The following is an 11,297-nucleotide window of genomic DNA, read 5'->3' as shown; positions in this document are numbered from 1 at the left end:
TTAAAGAAATCTTAAAACTAATCCCTAAACTTCTCAATAAAAGGAACTTGTAAGATAAAAAATTTTTGAGAAAATTTAGACGGTGAGAAGTTAATGTTTCAGAATAAAGAAAAACTCATCTTTTTTAAATTTCAGCAATAATTATTCTCCTTTATATATAAGTATATTGCGCAGGCAAAATCAACCTATTATCTTTGCGCTCATTAAAACTACATATACATGATTAAGGTAAGCTTGCCCGATGGCAGTATAAAAGAATTTGAAAAAGGATCAACTCCTATGGATGTAGCTAATAGCATTAGCTCCGGACTGGCCCGAAACGTAATTTCAGCAAAATTCAATAATAATATCGTAGAAGTTTCTACGCCATTAACTACAGATGGAAGTTTAACCTTATTCACCTGGAAAGACGACGAAGGCAAAAAAGCATTTTGGCATTCTACCTCTCACGTAATGGCCCAGGCCATAGAAGAAATGTATCCCGGTTCTAAATTGACCATTGGACCGGCAATTGAAAATGGATTCTATTATGATGTAGATTTTGGCGAACATAAAATTTCGGAAAACGACTTTAAAAAGATCGAAGACCGAATGCTTGAGATTGCACGTGAAAAACATGACTTTAAATTAAGGGAAGTTTCAAAAGCAGATGCCCTCTCCTATTATAAGGAACAAAATAATCAGTTTAAAGTAGAGTTAATCGAAAACCTGGAAGACGGTGAGATTACTTTCTGCGATCACGCTAACTTTACCGATCTTTGCCGTGGTGGTCATATTCCGAATACCGGGTTTATAAAAGCGGTAAAATTGATGAGTGTTGCCGGCGCATACTGGCGCGGGGACGAAAAAAATCCGCAGTTAACGCGTGTTTATGGAATATCATTTCCGAAGCAAAAAGAATTAAAAGAATATTTAGAACTGCTTGAAGAAGCAAAGAAAAGGGACCACAGAAAACTTGGTAAAGAACTTGAATTATTCACCTTTTCTCAAAAAGTTGGACAGGGACTTCCGCTTTGGCTTCCAAAAGGAGCTGCATTAAGAGAACGCCTGGAAGATTTCTTGAAAAAAGCTCAGAAAAAAGCGGGTTACGAGATGGTGGTAAGTCCGCATATTGGACAGAAAGAACTATATGTAACTTCAGGGCACTATGCTAAATATGGCGAAGACAGTTTCCAGCCTATTAAAACTCCAAACGAAGGGGAAGAGTTTTTACTAAAACCTATGAACTGCCCGCACCACTGTGAAATATACAACGCTACCTCATGGAGTTATCGTGATCTTCCAAAACGTTTTGCTGAATTCGGCACTGTTTACCGTTATGAGCAAAGTGGGGAATTACACGGTTTAACCAGAGTGAGAGGTTTTACCCAGGATGATGCACATATTTTTTGTACCCCAGACCAATTAGATGAAGAATTCAAAAAAGTAATTGACCTTACCTTATATGTATTCGATTCTTTAGGTTTTGAAAACTTCACCGCGCAGGTGTCATTAAGAGATCCGCAGAATAAGGAAAAGTATATAGGATCTGACGATGTTTGGGAAAAAGCTGAAACTGCCATCATAAATGCCGCTAAAGAAAAAGGATTAAATTACGTTGTAGAAACCGGGGAAGCCGCTTTCTACGGACCAAAACTGGACTTTATGGTTAAGGACGCACTTGGCAGAAGCTGGCAACTTGGCACCATTCAGGTAGATTATAACCTGCCAGAACGTTTTGAACTGAGTTACAAAGGAAGTGACAATGAGACACACCGCCCGGTAATGATTCACCGTGCACCTTTTGGTAGTATGGAACGTTTTATCGCTATCTTACTGGAACATACAGCGGGTAACTTTCCATTGTGGTTAATGCCTGAGCAAGCTATGGTGCTCTCAATCAGTGAGAAATATGAAAAATACGCGCAAAAAGTTTTAACTTTGCTGGAAAATAACGAAATTCGCGCTTTGGCAGACAACCGAAATGAAACCATTGGGAAGAAAATTCGAGAAGCCGAAATGAACAAATTCCCGTATATGTTAATTATAGGGGAACAGGAAGAACAGGATGGTACGGTTTCTGTACGAAAAAGAGGGGAAGGCGATATTGGCACAATGCCGGTAGAAGACTTTGCCGCGATTATAAATAACGAAATCAAAAAAACGTTAAAGACGTTTGAAGTTTAACCAAAAATAGATCAGCCATAGCAATACGTAGAAAAAAATCGAAAAGACCGCTTAGAGCAGTTAAAGAGGATCAACACCGGATTAACCAAAAAATCAGGGCAGAAGAAGTTCGCCTTGTAGGTGATAATGTAGAAATGGGCGTTTATCCAACCAAAGAAGCATTAACCATAGCCGAAGATTTAGGTTTGGATTTGGTAGAAATATCTCCAGATGCTAAACCCCCGGTTGTAAAAGCGATGGATTATAAAAAGTTTCTTTATGAACAAAAGAAGCGCGAAAAGGCAATGAAAGCCAAAGCGAGTAAAGTTGTTGTAAAAGAAATACGTTTTGGTCCTAATACCGATGATCACGATTACGAATTTAAAAAACGTAACGCAGAGAAATTTTTAAAAGACGGCGCAAAACTTAAAGCTTTTGTATTTTTTAAAGGTAGATCTATCGTATTTAAGGATAAAGGAGAAATTCTATTGCTTAGGTTAGCCCAGGATCTGGAAGAACTTGGAAAAGTAGAACAAATGCCAAAACTGGAAGGAAAACGTATGACAATGTTTTTATCTCCAAGAAAAGCAAAATAGTATAAAGAATAATAAGAGAGTTATAATATAAAAAGAGGATAACATGCCGAAAATGAAAACAAAATCTAGTGCCAAGAAGCGTTTTAAGCTTACCGGTACTGGTAAAATAAAAAGAAAGCACGCGTTTAAAAGTCACATCTTAACAAAGAAGTCTAAAAAACGTAAGCTGGCTTTAACGCATAGTACTTTAGTACACGATGCCGATAAGTCCAATGTTAAACTTATGTTGCGTTTAAAGTAACAATAAGCTCTTAACGGTTTAAATAATTTAAAAACCCTGGAGTTGGGCAAGATTTGAAATCGGGTTTCAAATGTAAATTTGGAATCTTTTCTTATTTTAAAAGTGCAGTTATCCTGCCGCCTGCTACAAAACACACAAAAATATGCCAAGATCAGTAAATTCAGTTGCAAAAAGAGCCAGAAGAAAAAAGGTTCTTAAGCAAGCAAAAGGTTATTTCGGACGTCGTAAAAACGTTTGGACAGTAGCCAAAAACGCGGTAGAGAAAGCAATGCTTTACTCATACAGAGACCGCAAAGTAAAGAAACGTAATTTCCGTTCACTGTGGATATTGCGTATCAACGCTGCAGCCCGTGAACACGGTATGTCTTATTCTCAATTTATGGGAGCTGCGAAAGCAAATGGAATAGGTTTAAACCGTAAGGTACTTGCCGATTTGGCGATGAACCATCCAGAAGCTTTTAAAGCAGTTGTAGATAAAGTAAAGTAAATACAAACAATTATACTCTCTTATTTAAAAATCCGGTTCCTTGAACCGGATTTTTTTGTTCTTATTTTTGTTTAGATAATAAGTATCGAATGATTAATTTATTCTCTGGCCAAAGATTCTAATTAACTCCCTAAATAATTAATGGCCTATTATTTGCCAGGAATACACCAATATTATCATTCATAAACAGTGTAAATTTAAGTCAGTAATTCAGCCTGCAGGTATCTCCTCTTAAACACCGTAGAGACTTAAAACCAGTTTTCGGGAACCGCCATTATCTCTATGCTCTGCAAGATAAATTCCCTGCCAGGTCCCTAAATTTAATCTTCCGTTAGTAACCGGAATTTGAAGTGAATTTCCCAGCAATGAAGCTTTAATATGCGCCGGCATATCATCAGATCCTTCCAAAGTATGTTTGTAATACGGCATATTTTCAGGAACCATTTCATTAAAATGACTTTCAAAATCATCGCGCACGGTAGGATCTGCGTTTTCATTTATAGTGATTCCTGCGGAAGTATGCTTTATAAAAACATTCAACATTCCTGAATTGATTTCCTTTAATTCAGGTAATTGACCTTCTACTTCATCTGTCACGATGTGAAAACCTCTTGATCTTGCTTTTAATTTTACTTCCTTCTGAAAAAACTTCATAATTACTTCTTTTTACTTTTTAAATATATTACCGTAAATGTGAGAATCCCCACTGAAATTAACAATACTGCATATACTGAATAAGACAATTTAATTATATCAGTTAAATGCAATACCAGAAGAATCACTAATATTAAGTTAATCAGACTTAAGCACCCCACTTCATTTTAAGTTTTTCGTGGTTTTTTCTTTGCAGCGGGAAACAGCACATTGTTTAAAATAAGTCGGTAACCGGGTGAGGTTGGGTGTAATTCTAATTCAGTTTTTGGATCCCCTACCCTATGCTGATAATCTTCTGGATCGTGCCCGCCATAAAAAGTAAAAAAGCCCTTTCCTTTTATTCCGTGGATATAGCGTGCTTCATTATTTAATTTACTTTCTCCCATAACCAGGACATTGGCCTTAATATTGTCGGGATTATAAGCAGTAGTTTGCCCCATAAATCCTTTAACCAGTCGGGTATGATTTTGTATGAGCATAGTTGGCACCACATCCCATTTAGCCGAAAAATCCATTAGCGTAAAATAATCGGTTTCCTTCGGGATACTTCTTTTTGCAGTCATATCTATGGAAGAAAATTCGTAAACCATCGGGCTACGTTCCAGGGTGAAATCGGTAAAAGCGAATGTTTTATTGAAATCTATTTTAGATTGATAACCGGGCTCGCTGGGATCGCCGTCAAACATAGTTTCGGCAATATCTACTCCTTCGGCAGCAAGAGCAATATCAAAACTATCTGTAGCGCTACACATAGCAAACATAAATCCGCCACCAACTACATAATCCCTTATTTTTAAAGCAACAGCTAATTTTTCTTCAGAAACCTTATCATAACCTAACTTTTTAGCTAAAGCTTCTGATTCTTCCTTTTCCTGAATATACCAGGGCGTGGCTCTAAATGTCCTGTAAAATTTACCGTATTGCCCGGTAAAATCTTCGTGGTGCAAATGCAGCCAGTCATACAAAACCAGGGCATCGTTTAGTACAGCTTCGTCATAAATTGTTTCATAAGGAATTTCAGCATAAGTAAGAGCCATGGTAACAGCATCGTCCCAGGGCTTATTTCCCTGTGGGGAATAAACAGCAATTTTGGGAGCTTTTTCCAGTTCTACGCTTTCCTTATTCTGGGAAGGACTACTAATTTCTTCTAAAATTGACTGAGTTTTCTCGTCACTGATTACTTCAAACGAAACTCCGCGTATTTGGCATTCTTTGCGTAACTCTTCGGTATCAGAAATTAAAAAAGAACCTCCGCGATAATTAAGTAACCATCGAACCTCCAACTCCTCTTCTAAGGCAAAATAAGTAATTCCGTAAGCTTTTAAATGGTTCTTCTGAGAATCTTCATCCATAGGAATAAGCAGCTGTGAAGCTGAAACCTGAAAACAACTTAAAAGCAGCGAAACAAAAAAGACCAGAAAAACGGTTGTTTTTCCGCTTTTCTGGTCTTTTAGAAAGTTATTATTTAAAGAATTCTCTTTTATTTTATTTGAAATTTTAAAACGGCACTTCGTCATCGTCATCATTATTAAACCCACTGTTCATCGAGCTGCCAAAAGCTTCGTTTGCACTGGGATTTGGCAGGTTTGGAGAATTAAATTCGTTCTCATCATTCTCGCCTGTATTCATTTTTGAATGATATTCAAAAGGCGAATCGAACTCTTCTAAGTTATCAAATTTACCAAGATGACCAATAAATTTAAGACGTATATTTTCCAGTCCACCGTTTCTATGCTTGGCGACAATAAATTCACCCTGCCCATCGGTTGGCGTACGCTCTTCATCATCCCATTCTTCAATTTTATAATATTCAGGACGATAAATAAAGGAAACAATATCGGCATCCTGCTCAATAGCTCCAGATTCCCTAAGGTCGGATAACAATGGTCGCTTGCTTCCTCCCCTTGTTTCTACCGCACGTGATAACTGGGATAGTGCAATTACAGGGATATTTAATTCTTTAGCCAGTGCTTTAAGGTTACGGGAAATTGTAGAAATTTCCTGCTCCCTGTTTCCACCTCCTTTTTGACTTCCACCGGCGGTCATTAACTGCAAATAATCAATTACAATAAGCTTAATCCCGTGTTGAGAAGCTAACCTTCTGGCTTTTGCCCTTAGATCAAAAATAGAAAGTGAGGGCGTATCATCTATAAATAAAGGCGCATTTTCTAAATCTTTCACCTTTACGTTAAGCTGTTCCCATTCGTGCTTTTCGAGGTTTCCGGTTCTCAATTTTTCAGAAGAAAGACCGGTTTCCGAAGAAATTAAACGAGTAATTAACTGTACTGCGGACATTTCCAGGGAGAAAAAGGCTACCGGCATATTTTGCCCTACTGAAATATTCCTGGCCATAGATAAAGTTAAGGCCGTTTTACCCATACCGGGACGTGCAGCAACAATAATAAGGTCACTGGGCTGCCACCCGGAAGTCAACTTGTCTAACTTATCAAAACCTGAAGGAACACCGCTTAAACCTTCTTTATTGGAGATTTCTTCAATTCTATTTTTTGCCTGGATTACTAAACTCTGAGCAGTCTCTGTAGATTTTTGAATATTCCCCTGGGTTACTTCGTATAATTTGGCTTCAGCGCTGTCTAAAAGATCAAAAACATCGGTAGATTCGTCATAAGCTTCTTCAATAATTTCGTTGGAAATTTTTATTAAACTCCGTTGAATATATTTCTGAAGAATAATACGCGCGTGAAATTCAATATGCGCCGAAGATGATACTTTCTGCGTTAGCTGAATCAGGTAATAATCGCCGCCGGTTTTTTCAAAATTGCCATCTTTCTTTAATTGGTTAGAAACGGTTAATAAGTCAATCGCTTCTGTGTTTTCGAAGAGTTTATGTATGGCTTCAAAAATTAATTTATGGGAATTTTTGTAGAAAGCATCAGGGCTTAGGATATCAATAATTTCATCTACCCCTTTTTTATCAATCATCATTGCTCCTAACACAACCTCTTCTAAATCAACAGCTTGTGGCGGAAGTTTTCCTTTTTCAAGGCTAATAACGTTGCTTTTCTTTGCCGAAAATTGTTGTGGGGCGGTGATTTTTTCCATATCACGAAAGTATAAAATTTGTTAAGAGCATCTTAATTATAATTCACTTACTTAATTAACCGGTCATCAACAATTCACCTGTTGAAAACTTAATAATAGTGTTGATAAGTGCAAAAAAAACCGAAACCAGGGTTTCGGAAATTTAAGAAGTTATGGTATGTAAGGTGTTAGCTTTTAAAAACCCCCATATCTAAATACTTATCCATTCTTTTATTAACTAAATCTGTTGGTGATAAGTTTTTAAATTCAGAATAAGCTCCTAAAATTGCATTTTTTACCGTATTAAAAGTTTCCTCTCTATTGCTATGAGCACCTCCAATTGGTTCTTTTACAATCTCGTCTATAAGTTTCTGTTTTTTCATATCCTTAGCGGTAAGCTTTAAAGCATCTGCCGCCTGTTCTTTATATTCCCAGCTACGCCAAAGAATAGAAGAACAGGATTCAGGAGAAATTACAGAATACCAGGTATTTTCAAGCATCATCACCTTATCTCCAACTCCAATTCCTAATGCACCCCCACTGGCACCTTCACCAATTATAACTACAATAATTGGCACTTTAAGCCTCGTCATTTCCAGAATATTTCGGGCAATAGCTTCCCCCTGGCCTCTCTCCTCGGCCTCAAGCCCGGGATAGGCACCGGGAGTATCTACAAATGTCACCACAGGAAGCCCAAACTTCTCTGCAGATTTCATTAAACGCAAAGCTTTACGGTAACCTTCAGGATTTGCCATCCCAAAATTTCTATACTGCCTCGTTTTAGTATTATAACCTTTTTGCTGGCCGATAAACATAAAACTCTGGTCTTCAATTTTACCAAGACCGCCAATCATAGCTTTATCGTCTTTTACATTTCTATCACCGTGAAGCTCTAAAAATGTATCACCACAAATTGCATTTATATAATCCAAAGTATAGGGACGATTTGGATGCCTGGAAAGCTGAACCCGTTGCCAGGCCGTTAAATTCTTATATATATCCTTTCGGGTTTCCTTTAATTTTTTTTCAATTTGCCTGCAGGTAGCCGTAACATCAACATCGCTCTCTTCACCTATGTTACAGGCTTTTGCGTACTGCTCTTCCAACTCTTTAATGGGTAATTCAAATTCTAAATATTCCATAAGTTGTTATGCTTTGTTTTTTATTAGCCTACAAATATAACAAACTTTGAAAGGAAGAATTATACACAAAGACCATTAAATTTTGAGAAATTTCTTCAATTATCTTTTGGCTCGATAAAGCAGGAAAATTGCCAGAATTCCAAAACTGATATTTGGAAACCAAACGGCAATTAATGGCGAAAAGGTAGATTGCTCGGCCATAGTACCAAAGACCTTATCAAAAAATATAAAAATGAAGGCCAAAGTGATCCCTACAGCAAGGTTAACACCCATCCCTCCCCGACGTTTCATTGAAGATACGGCAACGGCTATAATAGTTAAAATAAATGCTGAAACAGGGATACTCCACCTTTTATAAGCTACTACAAGGTATCTATTAATGTTTCCCGAACCCCGGCGGCGTTCCTGTTCAATGAATTCATTTAACTCGTTATAATTTAGGGTTTCAGCGATATAAGTTTCCGGAGTAAGCTCATCAAATTCAAAAGGAAGAATAGTGTCCAGTTTATTTTGATGAATAATAGAATCTTCATCTACTCCAACGATTCTTTTATTTACGTTTGTTAAAGAATAAGTGGTGTCTTCCGGGTTAAATCTTAGGCTGGATGCACTTATTTTATATTCAAGTTTATTTCCTTCAAAATGCTCTAAAGTAAAGTTTCTCGCTGATTTCCCTAATGGCTGAAAATGGCTGGCATAAATAAATTCATTATCATTTATTTGTCGGTAGACATCCCGTGTTTCGCGGGTTTCCGAACCTTTCTTGAGGTATTCATATTTAAATTCATTAAAACCTTTACTAGCTTTTGGCGCGAGGAACATTCCAAGGATTAATGCTAAAATGCAAACAATGGTAGCACCAATAAGATAAGGTCTCAAGAACCTCCAAAAAGAAACCCCACTACTTAAAAAAGCGATAATTTCGGTATTATTAGCGAGTTTGGAAGTAAACCAAATTACCGATAAAAACAGGAAAAGCGGAAATAGTAAATTGGCAAAATAGATCGTAAAGTCCACATAATAAAGGGCTACTTCTATAAAAGGCACTTCATTATCCAGGATCTTTCCAATTTTTTCAGCAAGATTAACTGTAATTCCAATTGGGATAAATAATAAAAGCATCAGGAAAAAAGTTCCCAGATAACGTTTTAATATGTACCAATCTAAAATTTTCAAATTCTAAAGTCTTTTGTCCATTTGTTTTACCATCATATTCTTCCAGCTGGTAAAATCTCCGGCTAAGATATGTTTTCTGGCTTCACGCACCAACCACATATAAAACCCGAGATTATGAATAGTAGCAATTTGCTTGCCGAGAAGTTCATTCACACTAAATAAATGTCTTACATAAGCTTTGCTATAATCTTTATCTGCAAAAGTGGTTCCCATTTCATCCAAAGGAGAGAAATCGTCTTCCCACTTTTTATTTTTAATATTAATAGTACCGTGTGCGGTAAAAAGCATCCCGTTACGAGCATTCCTGGTAGGCATCACACAATCAAACATATCTACACCCAGTGCAATATTTTCCAGAATATTTATAGGAGTTCCCACGCCCATTAGATACCGCGGTTTATCTTCCGGAAGAATTTCTGTAACAACCTCGGTCATCGCGTACATTTCTTCAGCCGGTTCTCCTACTGAAAGTCCGCCAATAGCATTTCCTTCAGCGCCAACTGAAGCGATATATTCTGCCGATTGTTTTCGTAAATCCTTATAAGTGCTCCCCTGAACTATAGGAAAAAGTGTTTGATCAAACCCATATAAAGGATCTACTTTTTTCAAATGATTCACACACCTATCCAGCCATCTATGCGTCATATGCATAGAACGTTTTGCGTATTTATAATCGCAGGGATAAGGTGTGCATTCATCGAAAGCCATAATAATATCGGCACCGATGGTTCGTTGAATTTCCATTACATTTTCTGGCGTAAAAACGTGGTAGGAACCATCTATATGCGATTTAAACTTCACACCTTCTTCCTTAATCTTTCTCCTTGCCGAAAGTGAATATACCTGGTACCCGCCACTATCGGTTAAAATGTTTCGGTCCCAGTTCATAAACTTATGCAAACCACCGGCTTTCTTAAGAATTTCGGTTTTGGGGCGTAAATATAAGTGATAGGTATTTCCTAATATAATATCGGGATTAATGTCTTCTTTAAGTTCCCGCTGGTGCACTCCTTTAACCGAAGCTACTGTTCCAACAGGCATAAATATAGGAGTTTCAATCTTACCGTGATCGGTTGTAATGGTCCCGGCACGGGCTTTACTACCGGCATCGGTACTCAACAAATCAAATTTCATAGTGCTTTTTAAGTGAGTGCAAAGATACTTAAGTAAACCCCCTTTTGGCAAACCCAAGTGGCATTAAAATATTTTTTTTGATTTCGAGGCAAGCCTAAGAGCATTTAAATCTCGATTATCGAGTAAAAATCAAATATAAGTAGTTAAAAAAAGAAATTTGTTAGTTACTTCATTAGTTTTCTTAATAACTGGGAGGCAAGCACTTTGACAAAGCTTTATAAAAAGCTATTTTTGTGGCTATTATTTTAACAACACAATTTTACTTTAATGTCAACAATCAAAGAATTAGAAGATTTTGCTACCCAGGTTCGCCGGGATATTTTAAGGCAGGTTCACAAGGTGAATTCCGGTCACCCGGGAGGCTCGCTGGGCTGTACAGAGTTTTTTACCGCTTTGTACCAGGGCGGAATTATGGAGCACAAGCCAGAATTTAATATGGATGGAAAAGACGAAGATTTATTCTTCCTTTCTAACGGCCATATTTCACCGGTTTTCTACAGCGTTTTAGCCCGTAGCGGTTATTTTCCTGTAGATGAATTAAATACTTTTCGACTTATCGATTCCAGGTTGCAGGGCCACCCAACAACCCACGAAGGCCTACCGGGAATTCGTGTTGCCTCGGGTTCACTTGGACAGGGAATGTCGGTTGCTCTTGGTGCCGCGCAAGCTAAAAAGCTGAA

The 11,297-nt window shown here is 37.5% G+C and carries 10 protein-coding genes and 1 pseudogene; 5 read left to right on the top strand and 6 right to left on the bottom strand.

Features of this window, described 5'->3' with window-relative positions; all coding sequences use genetic code 11:
- Nucleotides 1-219: 219 nt before the first annotated feature.
- The 4 genes from thrS (at nucleotide 220) to rplT (ending at nucleotide 3,469) form a co-directional block, all read left to right on the top strand.
- Complete coding sequence (gene thrS / locus B5X53_RS18555; RefSeq protein ID WP_079714699.1) at nucleotides 220-2,166, top strand: threonine--tRNA ligase; 1,947 nt, start codon at nucleotides 220-222, stop codon at nucleotides 2,164-2,166.
- A gap of 23 nt (nucleotides 2,167-2,189) precedes the next feature.
- Nucleotides 2,190-2,741, top strand: coding sequence for a translation initiation factor IF-3 (infC, locus tag B5X53_RS18550; protein ID WP_075327583.1), 552 nt, complete (start codon nucleotides 2,190-2,192; stop codon nucleotides 2,739-2,741).
- A 43-nt stretch (nucleotides 2,742-2,784) separates the two neighbouring features.
- Complete coding sequence (gene rpmI, locus B5X53_RS18545; RefSeq protein WP_079714698.1) at nucleotides 2,785-2,982, top strand: 50S ribosomal protein L35; 198 nt, start codon at nucleotides 2,785-2,787, stop codon at nucleotides 2,980-2,982.
- A gap of 142 nt (nucleotides 2,983-3,124) precedes the next feature.
- The gene (gene rplT / locus B5X53_RS18540) at nucleotides 3,125-3,469 is read left to right on the top strand and encodes a 50S ribosomal protein L20 (protein ID WP_075327584.1); all 345 of its coding nucleotides are present in this window, start codon (nucleotides 3,125-3,127) and stop codon (nucleotides 3,467-3,469) included.
- 231 nt (nucleotides 3,470-3,700) lie between these two features.
- On the opposite strand, the gene B5X53_RS18535 is transcribed toward rplT, so the two are convergent.
- The 6 genes from B5X53_RS18535 to tgt form a co-directional block, all read right to left on the bottom strand.
- Nucleotides 3,701-4,123, bottom strand: a complete 423-nt coding sequence (locus B5X53_RS18535) for a secondary thiamine-phosphate synthase enzyme YjbQ (protein WP_079714697.1) — start codon at nucleotides 4,121-4,123, stop codon at nucleotides 3,701-3,703.
- 167 nt (nucleotides 4,124-4,290) lie between these two features.
- Nucleotides 4,291-5,475, bottom strand: a complete 1,185-nt coding sequence (locus B5X53_RS18530; RefSeq protein WP_079714700.1) for an asparagine synthetase B — start codon at nucleotides 5,473-5,475, stop codon at nucleotides 4,291-4,293.
- Between the two features lie 145 nt (nucleotides 5,476-5,620).
- Nucleotides 5,621-7,186: a replicative DNA helicase gene (dnaB, locus tag B5X53_RS18525; RefSeq protein WP_079714696.1), complete on the bottom strand. Its 1,566-nt coding sequence runs from the start codon at nucleotides 7,184-7,186 to the stop codon at nucleotides 5,621-5,623.
- A 167-nt stretch (nucleotides 7,187-7,353) separates the two neighbouring features.
- Complete coding sequence (locus B5X53_RS18520; RefSeq protein ID WP_075327587.1) at nucleotides 7,354-8,307, bottom strand: acetyl-CoA carboxylase carboxyltransferase subunit alpha; 954 nt, start codon at nucleotides 8,305-8,307, stop codon at nucleotides 7,354-7,356.
- A 99-nt stretch (nucleotides 8,308-8,406) separates the two neighbouring features.
- Nucleotides 8,407-9,483: an LptF/LptG family permease gene (locus B5X53_RS18515; protein WP_079714695.1), complete on the bottom strand. Its 1,077-nt coding sequence runs from the start codon at nucleotides 9,481-9,483 to the stop codon at nucleotides 8,407-8,409.
- A gap of 3 nt (nucleotides 9,484-9,486) precedes the next feature.
- Nucleotides 9,487-10,617, bottom strand: a complete 1,131-nt coding sequence (gene tgt / locus B5X53_RS18510) for a tRNA guanosine(34) transglycosylase Tgt (protein ID WP_079714694.1) — start codon at nucleotides 10,615-10,617, stop codon at nucleotides 9,487-9,489.
- A gap of 267 nt (nucleotides 10,618-10,884) precedes the next feature.
- On the opposite strand from tgt, the pseudogene B5X53_RS18505 reads away from it, so the two are divergent.
- A pseudogene (locus tag B5X53_RS18505) lies at nucleotides 10,885-11,297 on the top strand (transketolase); the annotation flags it as partial.

This window comes from Salegentibacter salinarum (assembly GCF_900168115.1).
Lineage (GTDB): Bacteria > Bacteroidota > Bacteroidia > Flavobacteriales > Flavobacteriaceae > Salegentibacter > Salegentibacter salinarum.
The sequence above is the reverse complement of the archived record's forward strand: the minus strand, read 5'-3'. Positions and strand labels throughout refer to the sequence as shown.

Bases quoted from the DNA above. Each gene is read 5' to 3' on its own strand.
- dnaB (WP_079714696.1), bottom strand. From the start codon at position 7,186: ATGGAAAAAATCACCGCCCCACAACAATTTTCGGCAAAGAAAAGCAAC.
- rpmI (WP_079714698.1), top strand. From the start codon at position 2,785: ATGCCGAAAATGAAAACAAAATCTAGTGCCAAGAAGCGTTTTAAGCTT.
- thrS (WP_079714699.1), top strand. From the start codon at position 220: ATGATTAAGGTAAGCTTGCCCGATGGCAGTATAAAAGAATTTGAAAAA.
- B5X53_RS18535 (WP_079714697.1), bottom strand. From the start codon at position 4,123: ATGAAGTTTTTTCAGAAGGAAGTAAAATTAAAAGCAAGATCAAGAGGT.
- B5X53_RS18530 (WP_079714700.1), bottom strand. From the start codon at position 5,475: ATGGATGAAGATTCTCAGAAGAACCATTTAAAAGCTTACGGAATTACT.
- tgt (WP_079714694.1), bottom strand. From the start codon at position 10,617: ATGAAATTTGATTTGTTGAGTACCGATGCCGGTAGTAAAGCCCGTGCC.
- rplT (WP_075327584.1), top strand. From the start codon at position 3,125: ATGCCAAGATCAGTAAATTCAGTTGCAAAAAGAGCCAGAAGAAAAAAG.
- B5X53_RS18520 (WP_075327587.1), bottom strand. From the start codon at position 8,307: ATGGAATATTTAGAATTTGAATTACCCATTAAAGAGTTGGAAGAGCAG.